We start from the raw sequence: 20,369 nt of genomic DNA, 5'->3' as shown, positions 1-20,369 counted from the left end.
CTGCGGCTCCATGTTCAATGCGTGCTGCACGCTGCCCGGCAGGAAGCGCAGCTGCTCGAGGTAGTCCGCTTCCTGCGCCGCGTCGATGCGGCCGTGCAGCTTGCCCAGCACCACGGTCAGCTGGAACAGCGCTGCCAACTGGGTGGTGAAGGCCTTGGTCGAGGCCACGCCGATCTCGGCGCCGGCGCGGGTGTAGCAGACCAGTTCGCTGGCACGCGGGATGGCGCTTTCCGGCACGTTGCAGATCGACAGCGTGTGCGTGTGGCCCAGCGACTTGGCGTACTTGAGCGCCTCCATCGTGTCCAGGGTTTCGCCGGACTGGGAGATGGTGACGATCAGGTGCTTGGGATTGGCGTAAGCGGCGCGGTAGCGGTACTCGCTGGCAATCTCCACGCTGCACGGCAGGCCGGAGATGGCCTCGATCCAGTAACGCGCGGTCATGCCGGCGTAATAGCTGGTACCACAGGCCAGGATCTGCACGCCCTCGATGTCCTTGAACACCGCTTCGGCATTGGCACCGAACAGGGTGGCCGGGAAGCCACCGGCGTCGATCGCCGCCTCCACGGTGTCGCCCAGCGCGCGCGGCTGCTCGTGGATTTCCTTCTGCATGAAGTGGCGGTACGGGCCCAGCTCCAGCGAAGCCAGCGACACGTCGGACATGCGCTGCTCGCGCTGCACCGGGGCATTGTCGCCATCAAACACGCGCACGCCCTGGCGGGTCAGCTCGGCGGTATCGCCTTCTTCCAGGAACATCACGCGGCGGGTGGCCTGCAGGATCGCCGACACATCCGAGGCGACGAAGTTCTCGCCCTCGCCCAGGCCCACCAGCAACGGGCAGCCCATGCGCGCGACCACCATGCGCTCGGGCTCGTTCTGGCTGATCACCGCCAGTGCGTAGGCACCGGTCAGCTCCTTGACCGTGCGCTGCAGGGCACCGAGCAGGTCGTCCTGGTCTGCCTTCAGGTGATGGTGGATCAAATGCGCGATGACCTCGGTATCGGTCTGCGATTCGAACACATAGCCCAGCGCACGCAGCTTCTCGCGCTGTTCTTCATGGTTCTCGATGATGCCGTTGTGCACCAGCGCCACGCCCTGGCTGATGTGCGGGTGGGCATTGGATTCGGTGACACCGCCATGGGTGGCCCAGCGTGTGTGGCCGATGCCGACCACGGCCTTGAACTGCTCGGCGGCGGCGGCGCTCTCCATTTCCGCCACACGGCCGGTGCGACGTACGCGACGGACCTGGTCCGCTGCCAACACGGCAATGCCAGAGGAGTCGTAACCGCGGTACTCCAGACGCTTCAGTCCCTCGATAAGGACCGGAACCACATCACGATCAGCGATCGCACCCACAATGCCGCACATAGCCCATCCATTCGCAATAGTGATCGGACATTCTAAGCCACCGGATTCGGACACCGCACGGACAAGCACGGACAAGCAGGCTGCGGACAGTGTCCGCGCAAACGTCCGCGGACACCCGGACACTTTTACCGCACATCAATATTCCTTTTATTTCAAGAACTTGAAGTTGGCACGCGATCTGCTTAATGGATAACAAACCCAGCAGCGAAGCCGACGATGATCCGCGACACCTCCGCCCAGGACCAGGTAAGCACCCAACGCCCGCAACCCGTGTGGCGACGCTGGCTGTGGCCGGCAGTCGCCACCGCGGTGGTGATGGTCGGCATTGGCTATGTGGTCAGCAACTGGCTGGGCGCCAGCCGCTCGTTTGACGGCGACCGCCTGCGCATCGCCGAAGTCAGCCGCGGCAACCTGGTCCGCGACATCGCCGCCGATGGCCGTGTCATCGCTGCCAACAGCCCGGTGCTGTACGCCATCTCCGCCGGCACCGTGACCCTGAAGGTGGTGGCCGGTGACGTGGTCAAGCAGGGCCAGGAGCTGGCGGTGATCGACAGCCCGGAACTGCGCAGCAAGCTCGCGCAGGAACAGGCCACTTTGGCCGGCCTGGAGGCCGAGGCCAGCCGCGCCGCACTGGATGCCACCCTGGCCCGCGCCACCGGTGCCAAGTTGTCCGACCAGGCCGGGCTGGTGCGTACCGCTGCCCAGCGCGATCTGGAGCGCTACCAGCGTGGTTATGACGGCGGCGCGGTGCCGCAGGTCGACTTGGCCAAGGCCCAGGATGAATTGAAGAAGGCTCAGATCGAGCTGCAGCATGCCCAGCAGGACGCCAGCCTGCAGAGCCGGGGCGCGGCCCTGGACGCACGCAACAAGCGCCTGCTGGCCGATCGCCAGGAGGCGGTCGTGGCCGAGGTGAAGCGCCAGGTGGATGCGCTGACCCTGCGCGCCCCGTTCGATGGCCAGGTTGGCCAGGTACAGGCCACCCAACATACCCAGGTGGCGACCAATGCCCCCATCCTCGGTGTGGTCGACCTGTCGCGCTTCGAGATTGAAATCAAGGTGCCGGAAAGCTTTGCCCGTGACCTGGCTATCGGCATGCCGGCGCAACTCACCAGTGGTTCGGGCCAGCCGTTCCCGGGCGAGATTGCCGCGGTATCACCGGAAGTGGTCAATGGTGAAGTGGTGGCGCGCCTGCGCTTCTCCGACAAGCAGCCGCCGGGCCTGCGCCAGAGCCAGCGTATGAGCGCGCGCATCCTGCTGGATACCCGCAACAACGTGCTCAAGGTCGAGCGCGGCCCGTTCGTCGAGCAGTCCGGCGGCCGTTACGCCTATGTGGTCAGCGGCAGCACCGCGGTGCGCCGCCCGATCCAGACCGGTGTCAGCAGCCTGGGCGAAGTCGAAATCGTGTCCGGCCTGCAGCCGGGCGAAAGAATCGTTGTCTCCGGTGCCGACCTGTTCGGCGACAACGAGCGCGTGTCGATCAATTGATAGGGGCCGGGAGTGGGGATTCGGGAATCGTGACTGGAAACAGCTGCAGGCGTCCGGGTTGTCGTGAGCCCTGTCGTCCACGCTGTCCCCTCGAATTCCCGCCCCCATCGCCGGACCTGGCTACACCCATTCAAACGCAGTCCCTGCACCCCGCTCCCGCTCCACCTTCCACATTCACCGTCGCTGAAAGGAATACCCATGCTCCAGATGCAATCCGTCTCCAAGGTCTTCCGTACCGAACAGGTTGAAACCCATGCGTTGCGTTCGCTGGACCTGCATGTGCGCGAAGGCGAGTTTGTCGCGGTCACCGGCCCTTCGGGTTCGGGCAAGACCACCTTCCTCAACATCGCCGGCCTGCTGGAAACCTTCACCAGCGGCCAGTACCTGCTCGATGGCCAGGACGTCAGCCACCTCGGTGACGATGCCCGCTCACGCCTGCGCAACCAGAAGATCGGCTTCATCTTCCAGGGCTTCAACCTGATCCCCGACCTCAACCTGTTCGACAACGTCGATGTGCCGCTGCGCTACCGCGGCATGCCGGCTGCCGAGCGCAAGCAGCGCATCGAGAAGGCATTGACCGACGTCGGCCTGGGCTCGCGCATGAAGCATTACCCGGCCGAACTGTCCGGCGGCCAGCAGCAGCGCGCCGCCATCGCCCGCGCCCTGGCTGGCAGCCCGCGCCTGCTGCTGGCCGACGAACCGACCGGCAACCTGGATACGCAGATGGCTCGCGGCGTGATGGAGCTGCTGGAGGAGATCAACAGCCAGGGCACCACCATCGTCATGGTCACCCATGATCCGGAGCTGGCCGCACGTGCCCAGCGCAACGTGCACATCGTCGATGGCCAGGCCACCGACCTGATCCGTGAGCCGGTGCTGGCCCACGCCGCCCGTATCGCCGCCGTCGCCGACAACCAGGGCTGATCCCACGCATGTCGCTGTTCGCCTACCACCTCCGCCAGGGCCTGCGCAGCCTGCGCCGCACCCCGGTACTGACCGCGCTGATGGTGCTGTCCATCGCGATGGGCATCGGCGCGTCGATGACCACGCTGACGGTGAAGCACCTGCTCTCGGGCGATCCCCTGCCCGGGCGCAGTGCGCAGATCTATTACCCGCAGGTGGATGCATCGACGCGCGGCGAGCGGGCGCGGCGCGAGCCATTGGACATGCTCGACTACACCTCGGCGACGGACCTGTGGCGTGACGGTCCAGCCGATCGCAAGGCTTTGGTGGTGGACAGCCCCGTCAAGTTATCCGCGCCGGCTGGCCAAGGGCCGGCGATGATGACCACGTTGCTGTCCACCACCGCCGATTTCTTCCCGATGTTCCAGGTGCCGATGGCCTACGGGACCGGTTGGTCGGCCGAGGACGATCAGCGCCGTGCCCGCGTGGCGGTGATCTCCTGGGATCTGAACCAGCATCTGTTCGGCGGCAAGGACAGCACCGGCAAGATGCTGCGCATCCGCGACAGCGAGGTGCGCATCATCGGCGTGCTCAAGCCCTGGCGGCCCTCGCCATTGTTCTACACGGTAGCCGGCGGGCGCTTCGCACAGGGCGACACCGCCGACTATTACCGTCCTGTCGAGGACGTGATGGTGCCGTTCTTCACCGGCCTGCAGATCAATGCAGGCAACTTCCGGCAGTTCACCTGCAATCGTCTGCCGGAGCGCCCCGGTTACCTGGAGAATACCGATTGCGTATGGCTGCAGCTGTGGGTGCAGTTGGACAGCGCGGCCAAGCTTGCTGACTACCAGCAACACCTGCAGGCCTATGTACAGCAGCAACAGCAGCTGGGCCGCATCAGTCAGCCCGAACTGATGCGCCTGCGCAGCCTGATGGAATGGATGGACTACAACGGCGTGGTGCCGCGCGACGTCAAACTGCAGGCCTGGATGGCGCTGGCCTTCCTGGTGATCTGCCTGTTCAACACCATCGGCCTGCTGCTGGCCAAGTTCCTGCGTCGCACCGGTGAGATCGGCGTACTGCGCGCCCTGGGCGCCACCCGCCTCATGGTGTTCCAGCAATGCCTGATCGAAGCCGCGCTGATCGGCGTGGGCGGAGCCGTGCTCGGCCTGGTGTTCACCCTGGCCGGCTTGTGGAGCATCCGCCAGCAGCCACTGGCCTACGCCGACATGGTGCAGCTGGACCTGACCATGCTGGGCCTTACCTTCGCCACCGCGATCGCCACCACGGTGATTGCCGGGCTGCTGCCGGCGCTGCGTGCCGCGCGCATCGACCCTGCCCTGCAGATCAAGGCGCTTTAAGCCATGACCCTGGATATCAAACCCATCATCGCCACGCTGTCGCGGCATCGCATCGCCGCCACGCTGATCATTCTGGAGATCGCGCTGGCGTGCGCGGTGCTGTGCAATGCGCTGTTCCTGGCCGCCTCGCGGATGGAACTGATCGGCATGGAAAGCGGCGTTGACGAGGCGTCCATCGCCACGCTGCAGCTGCTCGACTGCGAGTCCTGCAATCCGGTGGACATCAACGGCCGTTGGCTGCAGCAACTGCGTGGCCAGGCTGGCGTGCAGGCAGTGGGCGTGCTCAATGCCGTCCCATTCGGCCAGCGCGCTGGCACTGCAGGCGTATCGCTGGACCCGGAGGGCAAGCACCACGGTGGCGTCCCCCACTTCTACACCATGGATGCAGGCGCCATCGACGCACTGCAGCTGAAGCCGGTACAGGGCCGCATGTTCAGCGATGCCGACTACCAGCCGGTGGACAACTTCCTGCCGTCGCACGCGCAGGTCTGGATCACCCAGGCCTTCGCCGGGCATCTGTGGCCGGGCCAGGACCCGCTGGGCAAGCAGTTGTGGATGGGCGGCTACCGGTACACCGTCGCTGGCGTGCTGGCGCATTTCTCGCGCCCGGACCCGGGTCGCAGCGAGAACGGCCTGGCCGGCATGGAATGGTCGGTGATCGTACCGGTGACCACCGATGCGCAGGCCGGCACCTATGTGGTGCGCGCCAACCCGCGTGACCTGCCCCGCATCGTCAGCAATGCGATTGCAGCGGCGCCCAAGGTCACCCCGGAAGCCATTCTCGCCGTCGACTACAGCAAACCTTTGCTGCAGCTGCGGGAGACCTACTTCCAGCAGGACCGCAGCATGACCCGGCTGCTGTTGGGCATCTGCCTGGTGATGTTGCTGGTGACCGCGCTGGGCATCATCGGCCTGGCCAGCTTCTGGGTGCAGCAGCGTACGCGGCAGATTGGTATCCGCCGGGCGCTGGGTGCCACCCGCCGCCAGATCATCAGCTACTTCCAGACCGAGAACCTGCTGCTGACCAGCGTCGGCATCGCGCTCGGCATGCTGCTGGCCTACGCCGGCAACCAGCTGCTGATGCACTACTTCGAAATTCCCCGGCTGCCGCTGTATTACCTGCCGCTGGGTGCCGTACTGCTGTGGTTGCTGGGCCAGGCCGCCGTCATCGGCCCTGCCCTGCGCGCCGCCGCCATCCCGCCCATTGTCGCCACGCGCAGCGCCTGAGCTGCCAAGGACCGCCCATGTTCAGTTACTACTTCAAACTTGCCCTGCGCAGCTTTGGTCGCAACAAGATCCTGACCGCGCTGATGGTGCTGGCCATTGCCCTGGGCATTGGCGCGGCGATGACCACGCTGACGGTGTTCAAGGTGCTGTCCGGCGACCCCATCCCGCACAAGAGCGACCGCCTGTTCTACGTGCAGCTCGATCCCTATACCAAGGAAGGCTACAAGCCCGGCGAAGAGCCCGAGATGCAGATGACCCGCTTCGATTCGGAAGAATTGCTGCGGCAGAAGAAGGCGCCACGCCAGGCGATGATGACCGGCGGCGGCGGCATCGTCGATCCGCGCATCGATGCACTCAAGCCCTTCAGCCTGAGCATGCGCTACACCTCGGCCGATTTCTTCCCGATGTTCGATACGCCGTTCGCGTTCGGCCAGGGCTGGAGCGGCGAGGAAGACCAAGGCCGCAGCCGCGTGGCAGTGATCAGCACCACCCTCAACGACAAGCTGTTCAAGGGCGCCAACAGCGTGGGCAAGGAAGTACTGGTGGAAGGGCATGCACTGCGCATTGTCGGCGTCCTGAAGGAGTGGAAGCCGGCACCGAAGTTCTACGACCTGTACTCGGGCAAGTTCGATTCCGAGGAAGATGTCTACCTGCCGTTCAGCACCGCGCTGGACCTGAAGCTGGATCGCAATGGCAGCATGAACTGCTTTGGCCGCGAGCTGGTCAACGACGCCACCGCCTTGAACGTGCCCTGCTCGTGGATCCAGTACTGGGTCGAGCTGGATGCGCCCGGCGATGCCAAGGATTTCAAGGCCTACCTGGACAACTACTCCGAACAGCAGCGCGCCGCCGGCCGCTTCGAGCGTCCGGCCAACACCCGACTGCGCAATGTCATGGAGCTGATGGATTACCGCAATGCGGTGCCGGGTGATGTGCGCCTGCAGATGTGGCTGGCGTTCGGCTTCCTGCTGGTGTGCCTGGTCAATACCGTTGGGCTGCTGCTGGCCAAATTCCTGCGCCGCAGCGGCGAGATCGGGGTGCGCCGCGCGCTGGGTGCCAGCCGTGCCGAGATCTTCAAGCAGTGCCTGATCGAAGCCGGCACGATTGGTCTTGCCGGTGGCCTGCTGGGCTTGGTATTCGCGCTGTTCGGCCTGTGGGCTGTGCGCCAGCGCCCGGCCGAGTACGCCTCACTCGCCCACCTGGACGGCTCGATGCTGGTGGTCACCTTTGTCCTGGCGGTGCTCGCCAGCATGTTGGCCGGCATCCTGCCCGCCTGGCGCGCCATGCAGGTGGCCCCGGCACTGCAGCTCAAGAGCCAGTGAAGCAGGAACGAATGAAGAGGAGCGAGAAATGAGAGAAATCCAGATCGCACCTCCCCTTCACCACGTTTGCGGACGCCCTCATAGAGGCAGTGCGTTCGGCTGAGACAGGGAAGCAGTGTTTGCCGCTTCTCTTTTTCACTCCTCACTCCTCTTCACTCACTTCTCGCTTCCCCGGAGATACCTCATGGAAATCCGCCCCATCCTCTCCACGCTATCGCGGCACAAGACAGCCGCCGCGCTGATCGTGCTGGAGATCGCGCTGAGCTGCGCCATCATCTGCAACGCGTTGTTCATCGTCTCCCAGCGCATCGACGCCATGCAGCTGGCCAGTGGCATCGATGACAACCAGCTGATCGAGATCGGCCTGAGCGGTATCGGCAAGCAGGTCGATGCCGATGCCCGCACCGCCGAGGATATTGCCTCGTTGCGTGGTATCCCTGGCGTGGAGAGCGTTGCCATCGTCAACCAGTTGCCCTTCCAGGGCGGCTCATGGAACACCTCGCTGGCGGCCTCGCCCGAACCGGATGCACAGTCGACCAATGGCGCCCAGTACATGGTGGGCGAGAACACGATCAAGACGCTGGGACTGAAGCTGGTCGCCGGCCGCGACTTCAACGCCGATGAGTACCAGAGCAGCGACGTGCTGGAAAAGGTGGAAGACCTGGGCACGCTGAAAGCACCGGCCATCCTCAGCGAAGCCATGGCCAAGCAGTTCTTCCCGGATGGCAACGCCGTCGGCAAGACCCTGTACATGGCCAACATCCCGGTCACCGTGGTCGGTGTGACGCAGACCTTGCTGCGCCCGAACATGCAGAACAACAACCGCACCTATTCGGTGATCTTTCCGATCCGGATGAACTTCTCCAATGGAGGCCGCTACATCCTGCGCGTGACCGAGCCGGGCCGCCGCGACGAAGTGCTGAAGCAGGCACTGGCCACCCTGGACAAGAACGACCCCAACCGCCTGGTGTGGACCAAGCTCACCGTCGAGGAAAAGCGCGCCAAGTACTTCGCCAACGACCGCGACATGATCGGGCTGTTGCTGATCGTCAGCGGCCTGCTGTTGCTGGTGACCGCGCTGGGCATCATCGGCTTGGCCAGCTTCTGGGTGCAGCAGCGCACCAAGCAGATCGGCATCCGCCGCGCCCTGGGCGCCACCCGCGCGCAGATCCTGCGCTACTTCCAGACCGAGAACTTCCTGCTGGCCGGCATCGGCATCGTGGTTGGCATGTTGCTGGCCTATCTGCTCAACCAGTGGCTGATGGGCCGCTACGAGCTGCCGCGCCTGCCGCTGCTGTACCTGCCGGTAGGCGCCGTGCTGCTGTGGCTGCTGGGCCAGATCGCGGTGTTCGGCCCGGCCCGCCGCGCCGCCTCCATTCCACCGGCGGTCGCCACCCGCAGCACCTGATTGCCGGAACCGGGGAGACAGGGAATGTTTGGCTACTATCTGCAACTGGCGGTTCGCAGCTTCGCGCGCAACAAGGCATTGACCGCCTTGATGGTACTGACCATCGCGGTGGGCATCGGTGCGACTATGACCACCTTGGCGCTGTACTTCGTGCTGTCCGGGGATCCCATCCCCGGCAAGAGCGGGCAACTGTTCTATCCGCAGCTGGAGCCGCGCAGCCTTGGCAAGGATGCCACCCTGGATGCAGACCCGCTGAAGCAGATGAGCCGCTATGACGCCGAAGAGCTGTTGCGGCAGAAGCGCGGTGACCGCCAGGCGGTGATGAGCGCCGGTTCGGTCACGGTGATGCCTGCAGGCGACGCCGCGCAACCGTTCCGGGTGCGGGCACGCTACACCTCGGCCGACTACTTCCCCATGTTCGAAGTGCCGCTGGCTGCGGGCAATGCCTGGAGTGGGAACGATGATGAGGCTCGCAGTCTGGTTGCAGTCATCGACCGCAAGCTTGCCGGCAGGTTGTTCGGCAGCTCCGACCCGATCGGCAGGAATCTGGCGCTGCCGCAGGGTACCTTCCGTATCATCGGCCTGCTCGGCGATTTCAAGCCCACCCCGCGTTTCTACGACCTCACCAGCCAACGCTATGGCGGCGATGAGCAGGTGGTGCTGCCTTTTTCCAGCTCGCGCGCGCTGAAGCTGGACACCCAGGGCAACATGCAGTGCTGGGCTGCCAGCGACGACGGCGAAGGCAATCGCAGCCTCAACGCGCCGTGTGCGTGGTTGCAGTACTGGGTGGAGCTGGACACGCCGCAGAAGGCACGCGACTACCTGAAGTACCTGGCCGACTATTCCGACACCCAGCGCGCGAACGGCCGCTTCGAGCGCCCCACCAATGTGCGCCTGCACGACGTGATGGGCTGGCTGGATTTCAACCGCATCGTCCCCAACGACGTGCGCCTGCAGATGTGGCTGGCCTTCGGCTTCCTGCTGGTGTGCATGATCAACACGGTGAGCCTGCTGCTGGCCAAGTTCCTGCGCCGCGCCGGTGAGATCGGCGTGCGGCGTTCGTTGGGCGCCTCACGGCTGGACATCTTCAAGCAATGCCTGACCGAAGCCGGTGTCATCGGCCTGGCCGGCGGCGCGCTTGGTCTGGGTTTCGCTGCGTTCGGCCTGTGGCTGATCCGCCAGCAACCGGACGAATACGCCAAGCTGGCGCACATGGATGGCACCACGCTGTGGCTGACCTTCGTGCTGGCGGTGGCCGTCAGCGTGATTGCGGGGCTGCTGCCTGCCTGGCGCGCCATGCAGGTGCCGCCGGCACTGCAGCTCAAGAGCCAATAGCCGGCCCTGCCCCTGCTCGATCACCTCCACCCGTCCCCTTCACCATTCCCTTCACTGCCCTGTGCGTGGTCCATGGAACTGTTGCCCACCTTCAACCAGCTGATGCGCCACAAGACCGCTTGCCTGCTGCTGGTGCTGGAGATCGCCTTGAGCTGCGCCATCATCTGCAACGCGGTGTTCATCATCAGCAACCGCGTGGACGAGCTGCGCCTGCAAAGCGGCGTTGTCGATGACGAGCTGGTCTACCTGTCCACCAGCAGCCTGCTGCCGGATGTCAATTACGATGCACTGCGCCTGCAGGATGTGCGGGCGCTGGCGGCGCTCCCCGGGGTAAAGGCCGCTGCAAGCGTCAACCAGATTCCCTACGGCGGCAATGTCTGGGGCTCGGACGTCCGCCTGCAGGCAGACCAGAACCGCCCCACCGCGCATGCCTCGATTTACATGGATGACGGCAACCTGTTGCAGACCTATGGCCTGCAGGTGGCGGAAGGGCGCAGTTTCCTGCCCGATGAATACATCGACAACAGCGCCTTCGACCCCAACAAGATCGGCCCCACCGTGCCCTCCGTGCTGCTGGCCCGCTCGCTCGCGCAGCGTCTGTTCCCGGGCGAGAGCGCGATCGGCAAGCGCGTCTACATCTGGGGCGAGGCACAGCCGCCCTCCACCGTCGTCGGCGTGGTCAAGGACCTGATGGCACCGGGCGACAGTGGCACGTTCGCCAACCGTTTCGATTCGGTGATTTTCCCGATCCGGGTATCCAATGGCGCCTATGCACTGCGCACCACGCCCGACCAGCGCCAGCAGGTGCTCAAGGCCGCGGTCGCCGCGCTCAACCAACAGGACCCCAACCGCATCATCGAGGAACAGGCCACGCTGGAGCAGATGCGCAAGGACTTCCATCGCCGTGACCGCTCGGTGATCTGGCTGCTGCTGGCGGTGAGTGCCGCGCTGCTGGCGGTGACCGCCTTCGGCATCATGGGGCTTGCCAGCTTCTGGGTGCAGCAGCGCACCCGCCAGATCGGCATCCGCCGTGCCCTGGGGGCAACCCGCACGCACATCCTGCGCCATTTCCAGCTGGAAAACCTGCTGCTGAGCAGCGCGGGCGTGGTCCTCGGCCTGCTGCTGGCCTATGCCTTGAACATGTTGTTGATGGGCCGCTACGAACTGCCACGCCTGCCTTTGGGCTACCTGCCGGTCGCCGCGGTGCTGTTGTTGCTGCTGGGTCAGCTCGCGGTACTCGGGCCGGCGCGGCGGGCGGCCGCGGTGCCACCGGCGGTAGCTACCCGTGCTGCCTGATCCTTCCCTGCTTCTGCGTCCCGGAGTCCCCCCGATGAATTCCAAGCTGCATTACCTGCCGCTGCTGTTCGCACTGAGCCTGCCTGCGGCACACGCCGCCGATACCGTCCCGGGCAGCCTGCACGACACGGTCGCCGCGCTCGACCACGACATGTTCGACAGCTTCAACCACTGCAGCGATCCAACCCAGCTTGCCAGGCACGCCAGCTACTTCGATCCGGCGGTGGAGTTCTATCACGACACCGGCGGTGTCACCTGGAGCCGTGAGGCGATGCTGGCCAATACCCGGAAAAATGCCTGCGGCCACTACACCCGGCAGCTGCTGCCTGGCACGCTGCAGGTGTTTCCGGTAAAGGACTTCGGCGCCATCGCCCGTGGCCAGCACCGCTTCTGCGATCTCAAGGGTGAACACTGCGATGGCGTGGCCGACTTCGTCATCATCTGGCGGCAGCGCGAGGGCCAGTGGCAGGCAACCCGCGTGCTCAGTTACGCACACCGCGCGAACATGGAGCCGACGCATTGAACTACACACTGGAAACCGGCCTGCGTGGCTGCCTGCGCCATCCACGCACGATGGCCCTGGCGATCCTCACCCTGGCGTTGGGGCTGGCCTCGGTGATGACCATGCTGACCCTGTTGTCCGTGCTGTCCGCCGACCCCCTGCCCGGCATCAGCCAGAACCTGCACCTGGCCTGGGCCGACTCGCGCCAGGCCGCCAAGAGCGGCGACAGCGAAAGCTACGGCGACGGCACGCCGGTGCCGCCGCTGTGGAAGTTGGCCGATGTGCAGGCAATGCAACAGTTGCGGCCGGATGTGGCGCAGGTCGGGGTGGTGACCAGCCCGTTGAGCGTCGGCAACGCCGACAACACCGTCAGCAAGAACGTATCGGCCGCGCTGGCGGTGGGGCCGATGCTGCCGGTATTCGGCGTGCCCTTGCGCCATGGCCGCTACTGGACTGCCGAAGAGGAGGCCGCACATACCCCGGTGGTAGTGATAAGCCGTGCGCTCAGCCAGCACCTGCTGGGCCGCGAGGACGGCACCGGTGCGCAGATCCGCATTGGCAAGCGCGAGTTCCGCGTGATCGGCATCAGCGAGCGCTGGGCACCACGGCCGCGGCCGCACTTCCTGCCGGCAAACGACAGCGGCTGGGAAGGTGACGGGGATGAGCTGTTTGCCCCGGCTGAGGCGGTGCTGGCCGCGGGTGCCGAGATCACCAGTACCCGTATCTGTGACGGCGCCGGCTTTGGCGGGTTCCGTTTCGACCAGATCGATACCGGGCAATGCCGCTGGCTGGTGCTGTGGGCCGAACTGAAGGACGCCGACGCCCGCGAGGACTATGCACGCAGCCTGCAGAACTTCGCCGCCGAACGTCACGCTGCCGGCATTTTTGCGCGCAAACCGAACACCAGCCTGCAGTCGATGGCGCAGTGGCTGCGCTTCAACCGCGTGGTGCCGGACAGCGTGCGCCTGAATCTGTGGCTTGCACTGGGCTTGTTGCTGCTTTGCCTGGTGAACGTTGCCGGCCTGCTGGCCGCCCGCTTCCTGCGCCGGGCCGGCGAGCATGGCGTGCGCCGGGTGCTGGGGGCACCACGCCGCGCAATCATTGCCAGCTGCCTGGTCGAGTCGACCCTGGCCGGCCTGCTGGGCGGCCTGCTGGCGCTGCCGTTGACCCTTGCCGGCCTGTGGCTGATGCGCCAGCAGGGCGAAGCCTATTCCTCGCTGGCGCGGCTCAGCCCCGGGCTGTTCATCGGCTTGTTGCTGATGGCCGTCGCCACCGGCGTGCTGGTGGGCCTGCTGCCCGCCATCCGCGCCGCGCGCCAGGAGCCTGCATTGCAGGTCAAGACACTATGAACGAGGCAACCGCATGAATCCCCTGTTCGCTTCCATGCGTCGCCAGCCACTGATGCCCTGGCTGATCGGCCTGCAGATCGCGGTGGCCTGCGCCATCCTCTGCAATACGCTGTTCCTGCTTGCGCAGCAGGCCGGCCCACTGCTGATCGATGATGGCATCGCCGACAAGGAGATCATCATCGTCGACCAGGTGCTGCGCCCTGATGGCAACTGGAGCGCCGCACAGGCCACGGCCGGCGCCAAGGCGCTGGCGCATATCCCCGGGGTGACGCGGGCCACTGCAGTGGTTGGCGCGCCCATGCGCGAAACCCTGACCATGGTCTACGACCTGAAGCCGGCCAATGGCCCCACCGTGGAGGTCAGTGGCTTCCTGGGCAACCACCTGATCGACACGCTGGGGTTGCAGCTCAGCCGCGGCCGCGACTTCCTGGATGACGAGTACAGCGACCTGCAACTGGGCGACGACGACGCGGCCAGCACCACGCCCATCATCATCACCGAGGCGCTGGCGCGCACCTTGTTCGACGGCGACCCGGTCGGCCGCACACTCAGCGGCGACGATGGCAGTGGCCACTACGTCGTGGTCGGCGTGGTGGCGCACCTGCTGCGTTACCAGCTCAGCGAACTGGACGACGGCAAGGCCGAACACGCCATCCTGTTGCCACGCCGGCCCGCCGGCCTGCCCCTGCTCAGCTTCGTGGTGCGCGCCACCCCCCAGCAGCGCGATGCGGTGATCAAGGCCATCCCCGGCGTGCTGCAGGACAGCTATCGCGCGCAGATGGCACGCGGCTTCAAGCCGGTGGTGGCCAGCTATGAAGAACTGCGCAGCAACGGACTGCGCCAACGCCGCGCCGCGGTCTGGCTGTTGCTGGCGGTCAACCTGGTGGTGGCGACCATCACCTTGATCGGCATCGCCAGCCTCAGTGGCTACTGGATACAACAGCGCACCCGCCAGATCGGCATCCGCCGGGCGCTGGGCGCCACCCGCAGTCAGGTGCTGCGCCACTTCCTGGCCGAGAACCTGCTGTTGACCCTCGTCGGGCTGGCCATCGGGCTGGTGCTGGCGTTGCTGATCAACCAATGGCTGATGCAGCATTACGAACTGCCCCGCCTGCCCTGGACCTATCTGCTGGCGGCAGGTGGCCTGATGCTGGTGCTGGGCCAGGCCGCCGTTGCCGCGCCCGCCCAACGTGCGGCGCAGCTGCCCCCTGCCAGTGCCACCCGCAACGTGTAAGGTGCTGACTTCAATGCCTGTGCTGCACCCTACCCTCTTTTTGTGCGACAACCGATGCCACAGATCCTGATCATCGATGACAACACCGCCGTGGCCACCGCGCTGGAGGTGCTGTTCTCCCTGCACGACATCGATACCCGTCATGCGGTATCGCCGGAGCAGGGCCTGGCGATGCTGGCCGAGCAGGAATTCGACCTGGTGCTGCAGGACATGAACTTCACCGCCGACACCACTTCCGGCGAGGAAGGCCAGCAACTGTTCCGTGACATCCGCCAGGCCCACCCGGACCTGCCGGTGATCCTGCTCACCGCGTGGACCCACCTGGACAGCGCGGTGGAACTGGTCAAGGCCGGCGCCGCCGACTACCTGGCCAAGCCGTGGGACGATGGCCGCCTGCTGACCACGGTCAACAACCTGCTGGAGCTGGCCGAGACCCGCCGCGAACTGGCGCGCCGCCGCTCGCGCGAGCTGCGTAACCAGCAGGCCCTGCATGAGCGCTACGACCTGCGCGGCGTGGTGTTCGCCGACCCGGCCAGCGAGCGCGTGATCAGCTTGGCCTGCCAGGTCGCACGTTCGCAGCTGCCGGTGCTGATCACCGGGCCCAATGGCGCCGGCAAGGAAAAGATCGCCGAGATCATCCAGGCCAACTCGGCCGATCGCAAAGGCCCGTTCGTCGCGCTCAACTGCGGGGCGATACCGTCCGAACTGATCGAAGCCGAGCTGTTTGGTGCCGAAGCCGGCGCCTACACCGGCGCCAACAAGGCACGCGAAGGCAAGTTCGAGGCCGCCGACGGAGGCACCCTGTTCCTGGACGAGATCGGCAACCTGTCGCTGACCGGGCAGATGAAGCTGCTGCGGGTACTCGAGACCGGCCGCTTCGAGCGGCTGGGGTCCAACCGCGAACGGCAGGTGTCGGTGCGCGTGGTCAGCGCCACCAATGCCGACCTGCCGGCGATGATCCGCGATGGCAGCTTCCGCGAGGACCTCTATTACCGGCTCAACACGGTCGAGCTGAGCCTGCCGCCCCTGGCCGAACGGCGCGAAGACATCCTGCCGCTGGCCCAGCACTTCCTGGCGGACGGCAAGCCGCTGTCGGCCCAGGCCGCGCAGGCGCTGCAGCGCCATACCTGGCCGGGTAATGTGCGCGAGCTGCGAAACGTGATCCAGCGCGCCGTGCTGCTGGCACAGGGCCCGCGCATCGAGGCAGCCGACCTCAACCTGCCGCGTGCCGCGCCCAGCCGCCCCAGCGCCGCGGCCGATGAGCCCGACCGTGCCCGCATCGTCAACGCACTGGAGCGCGCGGGCGGGGTGATCGCGCAGGCCGCCGCCGAACTGGGCATGAGCCGGCAGGCGCTGTACCGGCGCATGGACCGCCACCACATCCCACGCGAATGAGATCCCGCTCCTTCACCTTCAGTCTTTTCCTGCGGCTGCTGCCGGTGCTGGCGCTGGCGGCCGCCTTGCCATGGCTGCTGGCCTACTGGATGGACCGTGGCTGGGTGGTGGTCAGCGTATCGGCCCTGCTGCTGCTGGCACTGATGTGGTGGACCCTGCGCCGCGCCACCTCCCCGGTCCGCTCCCTGCTGCGTGCGCTGGCCGGCACCACCAGCAGCTACCGCGACGGCGAGTTCAACTTTGGCGTGCATTGGCGCGGCAATGACGAACTGGCCCAGCTGGTGCAGGCGCATGCGGAACTGGGCGATGTGCTGCGCGAGCAGCGCCAGTCGCTGGTGCAGCGCGAGCTGCTGCTCGACACCATGGTGCAGAACACACCGGTGGCGATGCTGTTGCTGACCGATGGCGGCGATGGCGTGCAACGTGTGACCTTCTCCAACACCGCTGCGCGCAAGCTGCTGCACGGGGGCTGGAAGCTGGAAGGCAAGCGCATGCACGAGCTACTGGAGACCATGCCGATCGAACTGCGCAATGCCATCGCCCGCGGCGGTGATTCGCTGTTCGCGGTGCGCTCGCCGGATGCGGCCGATGACGATGAGGACGACGACGAGCAGATCTACCACCTGTCGCGGCGTGGGTTCCATCTGAATGGACGCCCGCACGAACTGCTGCTGCTGCGCCTGCTCACCGCCGAGTTGCGCCGCCAGGAAGTACAGACCTGGAAGAAAGTGATACGGGTGATCAGCCACGAGCTCAACAACTCGCTGGCACCCATTGCCTCGCTGGCGCATTCCGGTGCGGAGCTGGTGCGACGCAACCGATACGACCGCCTGGAGGACATCTTCGGCACCGTCGAGGAGCGCGCGCGCCATCTGGAAGGTTTCATCCGCGGCTACGCGCGTTTTGCCAAACTGCCGCAACCGCAGCTGCAGACAGTCGCCTGGAGTCAGTTCCTGCACGGGCTGCAGCAGCAGATCAGCTTCCGCATGGAACCGATGGCCGACGAGCAATACAGCCGCCTGGACCAATCACAGTTTTCGCAGGCACTGCTCAACCTGCTGAAGAACGCGCACGAAGCCGGTGCCGACAATGGCGCAACCGAGGACGCAGTGGAGCTGCGGCTGGCGCGCCTGCCCAATTGGCTGCGCATCGAAGTGCTGGACCGTGGCACCGGCATGAACGAGGCCGTGCTGCAGAACGCCCTGATGCCGTTCTATTCGACCAAGCGCAATGGCACCGGGCTGGGGCTGGCGCTGACACGCGAGATCGTCGAGGCCCATGGTGGCCGCATCTCGCTGCAGAACCGCAAGGATGGCGGACTGTGCGTGACCATCCTGCTGCCGCACGACTAGGCCATCGCTCCGACGTCGGATGCGTCACGGGGAAGCCCTGCCGAGCATGGCTCGGCACTACACCCTGCTCTCTTTGGCCGCAGGCCAAGGGGAAGGTTGGGGAGAGATCGGCTTTTCTGCCTTTGGAGCTGTAACGGCTTGGCGGCTTACGCCGCTCCTGCAGCTCGGCCTGGTCACGGGGAGAGCCCTGCCGAGCATGGCTCGGCACTACACCCCCTCCCTTTGGCCGCAGGCCAAGGGGAGGGTTGGGGAGGGGACTTCTGGCTGGTAATGCCCCTGCCGAGCATGGCTCGGCACTACAGCTCCTCCCTTTCGCGTAGCGAAGGGAAGGGTTGGGGAGGGGTGCTTCTGGCTGGTAATGCACTGCCGAGCATGGCTCGGCACTACACGTCTGATGCTTCGCCACTTGCGCCACTCCCACAGGAGCGCGCTCAGGGCTGTTCCAGGGTTCGTCGCATCGCCAATCGCAACGCCATTGGAAAACCCGCAACGGCCTCGGCAGCCATCACTTCGCACATGCCTGCACTCCACTCATGCGCAGGCCATGCGCTGAAGCCTTCACTGGCATAGAAAGGCGCGTTCCATGGCACGTCTGCCAGCGTGCTCAGCACCGCGTGTCGATACCCGCGCGCCCTCGCCTGCCCGATGGCATGGCGCAGCAAGGTGCGACCATGACCTTTGCGGCCGTGTGCCGGCGCAACATCCATCTGCTGGATATGGAAATCCTCACCCAGCGCGCCCGCCATCAGGTAACCGGCCAGCACGTCCTCACTGGCAATCACCCACAGCAGTCCGCGCTGCCAAGCCTGTTCAAACAAGGCCGGCTCGGTCGGGCTCGCAGCAAACACCGCAGCGGCCGGATGCCCGCCCAGGCGCTCGCCGGCCTGCGCCTCGATCCGTGGCAACAGCGCGAGCTCCTCGCGCCGTGCCAAGCGCGGCTCAGGACTTCTTGACGGGGCGGACCCAGCCATCAATCGTTTCCTGGCGCGTCCGCGCCACGGTCAACTTGCCTTCCGGCGCATTGCGGGTGATCACCGAACCAGCACCAATGGTCGCCCCATCGGCCAGGGTGACCGGTGCCACCAGCGAACTGTTGGAACCGACGAACACCTTGTCACCGATGGTGGTCTGGAACTTGTTCACGCCGTCGTAGTTGCAGGTGATGGTGCCGGCACCGATGTTGGTACCGCTGCCGATCACCGCGTCGCCCAGATAGGTCAGGTGGTTGGCCTTGCTGCCCTTGCCCAGCGTGGTCTTCTTGGTCTCGACGAAGTTGCCCACGTGCACGCCATCGGCCAGCACCGTGCCCGGACGCAGGCGTGCGAATGGTCCGATCTGTGCCGCCCCCTCACTGACCACGCCCTCCAGGTCGCAATGCGGCCGCACCTCGGTGCCGGCACCCAGTTTGACGTCCTTCAGCCGCACGAAGGCACCGATGCTGACACCATCGCCCAACTCAACCTCGCCTTCCAGGATCACGTTGGCGTCGATCTGCACGTCGCGGCCCACCTTCACCGTGCCACGCTGGTCAAAGCGCGACGGATCCAGCAGGCGTGCGCCCTGCTCGCACAGCGCCTTGGCCGAGCGCAGCTGCCAGGCCCGTTCCAGCTGCGACAGCTGCCACGGATCATTGGCCCCTTCGGCTTCCTGGGCATCGGCCACGTGCACCAGGCTTGCCGGGGTGTACTCGCCGGCAGCCGAAGCAAACACGTCGGTGAGGTAGTACTCGCCCTGCGCATTGCTGTTGGACAGGCTCGACAGCCAACGCCGCAGCGCGGTGGATTCAGCCGCGATGATGCCGGTGTTGATGGTGCGGATGCGCTTTTGCTCGTCATCGGCATCCTTTTGCTCGACGATGGCCGCCACCTTGCCCTCTGCATCGCGCACGATGCGACCGTAACCCGTTGGGTTGTCCAGCTCGGCAACCAGCACCGCCAAGCGCGGCCCGCCTTCCAGCAGCGCCCTCAGCGTGTCAGCACGGATCAGCGGCACATCCCCATACAACACCAGCACCTGCGCGGTATCAGGCACGTCGGGCATGGCCTGCTGTACCGCGTGGCCAGTACCCAGCTGCTGGGTCTGCTCTGCCCACTGCAGATCAGCCTGGCCGGCAAAGGCAGCGCGGACCGCCTCACCGCCATGGCCATACACCACATGGATACCCGCCGGCTGCAGCTGGCGCGCGGTTTCAATCACATGCGCCAACATGGGCTGGCCGGCGATGGGCTGCAGCACCTTGGGCAGTACCGACTTCATGCGCTTGCCTGCGCCTGCTGCGAGGATGATGACGTGCAACGGCTGGGTCATACCTACGACTTCCTTCGAGAATCCCCGGATTCTAAGCCCAAGGCGGTAGCATTGCAGGCCGCTTACTGAACCTTCTTCCGATGAGCCTGCTACGACAAGGCAGCCAGTACATCATCTTCGGCCTGCTGCAGTTGGCCCTGGACTGGGGGGTGTTTGTCCTCGCCACCGCGCTGGGCGTGCCAGTGGCACCGGGCAATCTGATCGGCCGTGTCAGCGGTGCGCTGCTCGGTTTCTGGCTCAACGGCCGCTATACCTTTGCCGACCAAGGCCAGCAGCGGCATGGCTGGAAGCGCTTCATGCGTTTTGCCCTGCTGTGGCTGCTGATGACGGCGGCCAGTACCTGGCTGATCAGCTGGGTCGCCGGATCCCTGGGCCTTGGCCATGCGTGGCTGGCCAAGCCGCTGGTGGAAGGCGGCCTGGCTGCGGCGACCTTCTTCCTGCTGCGGCATGTGGTGTACCGCTGAGCCGGTAGTGCCGAGCCATGCTCGGCAGGGGCATTACCAGCCAGAAGCCCCCCTCCCCAACCCT

General features: G+C 65.8%; 17 protein-coding genes. 14 read left to right on the top strand and 3 right to left on the bottom strand.

Going from position 1 to position 20,369, the window contains the following annotated elements:
- Positions 1-1,365 (bottom strand): glutamine--fructose-6-phosphate transaminase (isomerizing) (gene glmS, locus B2527_RS13400; protein ID WP_293714279.1); only part of this gene is annotated, 1,365 nt, incomplete at its 3' end.
- Between the two features lie 216 nt (positions 1,366-1,581).
- On the opposite strand from glmS, the gene B2527_RS13395 reads away from it, so the two are divergent.
- The 13 genes from B2527_RS13395 (at position 1,582) to B2527_RS13335 (ending at position 17,534) form a co-directional block, all read left to right on the top strand.
- Positions 1,582-2,850 (top strand): efflux RND transporter periplasmic adaptor subunit, encoded by a 1,269-nt coding sequence (locus B2527_RS13395; RefSeq protein WP_293714277.1) that lies wholly within the window; start codon positions 1,582-1,584, stop codon positions 2,848-2,850.
- Between the two features lie 198 nt (positions 2,851-3,048).
- Complete coding sequence (locus B2527_RS13390; protein WP_293714275.1) at positions 3,049-3,774, top strand: ABC transporter ATP-binding protein; 726 nt, start codon at positions 3,049-3,051, stop codon at positions 3,772-3,774.
- A gap of 14 nt (positions 3,775-3,788) precedes the next feature.
- On the top strand, positions 3,789-5,114 hold the full coding sequence (locus tag B2527_RS13385) for an ABC transporter permease (protein ID WP_293714284.1): 1,326 nt from the start codon (positions 3,789-3,791) through the stop codon (positions 5,112-5,114).
- A 3-nt stretch (positions 5,115-5,117) separates the two neighbouring features.
- Complete coding sequence (locus B2527_RS13380) at positions 5,118-6,341, top strand: ABC transporter permease (protein ID WP_343124762.1); 1,224 nt, start codon at positions 5,118-5,120, stop codon at positions 6,339-6,341.
- A 17-nt stretch (positions 6,342-6,358) separates the two neighbouring features.
- Positions 6,359-7,663 carry an ABC transporter permease gene (locus tag B2527_RS13375; RefSeq protein ID WP_293714273.1) on the top strand — a complete coding sequence of 435 codons (1,305 nt, stop codon included), beginning with the start codon at positions 6,359-6,361 and terminating at the stop codon, positions 7,661-7,663.
- A gap of 184 nt (positions 7,664-7,847) precedes the next feature.
- Complete coding sequence (locus tag B2527_RS13370) at positions 7,848-9,071, top strand: ABC transporter permease (protein WP_293714271.1); 1,224 nt, start codon at positions 7,848-7,850, stop codon at positions 9,069-9,071.
- 24 nt (positions 9,072-9,095) lie between these two features.
- A complete protein-coding gene (locus B2527_RS13365; protein WP_293714269.1) occupies positions 9,096-10,406 on the top strand; it encodes an ABC transporter permease in 1,311 nt (436 codons plus the stop codon).
- 72 nt (positions 10,407-10,478) lie between these two features.
- A complete protein-coding gene (locus tag B2527_RS13360; RefSeq protein WP_293714267.1) occupies positions 10,479-11,702 on the top strand; it encodes an ABC transporter permease in 1,224 nt (407 codons plus the stop codon).
- Between the two features lie 34 nt (positions 11,703-11,736).
- Positions 11,737-12,225 (top strand): nuclear transport factor 2 family protein, encoded by a 489-nt coding sequence (locus B2527_RS13355; RefSeq protein ID WP_293714265.1) that lies wholly within the window; start codon positions 11,737-11,739, stop codon positions 12,223-12,225.
- Positions 12,222-13,553, top strand: a complete 1,332-nt coding sequence (locus tag B2527_RS13350) for an ABC transporter permease (RefSeq protein ID WP_293714264.1) — start codon at positions 12,222-12,224, stop codon at positions 13,551-13,553. The genes B2527_RS13355 and B2527_RS13350 overlap by 4 nt, the downstream gene beginning before the upstream one ends.
- A 13-nt stretch (positions 13,554-13,566) precedes the next feature.
- Positions 13,567-14,787 carry an ABC transporter permease gene (locus B2527_RS13345; protein ID WP_293714263.1) on the top strand — a complete coding sequence of 407 codons (1,221 nt, stop codon included), beginning with the start codon at positions 13,567-13,569 and terminating at the stop codon, positions 14,785-14,787.
- 54 nt (positions 14,788-14,841) lie between these two features.
- Complete coding sequence (locus B2527_RS13340) at positions 14,842-16,182, top strand: sigma-54-dependent transcriptional regulator (protein ID WP_293714261.1); 1,341 nt, start codon at positions 14,842-14,844, stop codon at positions 16,180-16,182.
- Positions 16,179-17,534, top strand: coding sequence for a HAMP domain-containing sensor histidine kinase (locus tag B2527_RS13335; RefSeq protein ID WP_349681412.1), 1,356 nt, complete (start codon positions 16,179-16,181; stop codon positions 17,532-17,534). Before B2527_RS13340 ends, B2527_RS13335 begins: the two co-directional genes overlap by 4 nt.
- Before the next feature lie 431 nt (positions 17,535-17,965).
- Here B2527_RS13335 and B2527_RS13330 read toward each other — a convergent pair whose 3' ends face one another.
- Positions 17,966-18,505, bottom strand: a complete 540-nt coding sequence (locus tag B2527_RS13330; RefSeq protein WP_293714259.1) for a GNAT family N-acetyltransferase — start codon at positions 18,503-18,505, stop codon at positions 17,966-17,968.
- On the bottom strand, positions 18,474-19,841 hold the full coding sequence (glmU, locus tag B2527_RS13325; RefSeq protein ID WP_293714257.1) for a bifunctional UDP-N-acetylglucosamine diphosphorylase/glucosamine-1-phosphate N-acetyltransferase GlmU: 1,368 nt from the start codon (positions 19,839-19,841) through the stop codon (positions 18,474-18,476). Before glmU ends, B2527_RS13330 begins: the two co-directional genes overlap by 32 nt.
- An 80-nt stretch (positions 19,842-19,921) precedes the next feature.
- On the opposite strand from glmU, the gene B2527_RS13320 reads away from it, so the two are divergent.
- Complete coding sequence (locus B2527_RS13320) at positions 19,922-20,305, top strand: GtrA family protein (protein WP_293714255.1); 384 nt, start codon at positions 19,922-19,924, stop codon at positions 20,303-20,305.
- Positions 20,306-20,369 lie beyond the last annotated feature (64 nt).

Origin of the sequence: Stenotrophomonas sp. UBA7606, from assembly GCF_002477705.1 — a bacterium.
Classification (GTDB): domain Bacteria; phylum Pseudomonadota; class Gammaproteobacteria; order Xanthomonadales; family Xanthomonadaceae; genus Stenotrophomonas.
Note: the sequence above shows the minus strand (reverse complement) of the source record. Positions and strands in the feature narration are given on the sequence as shown.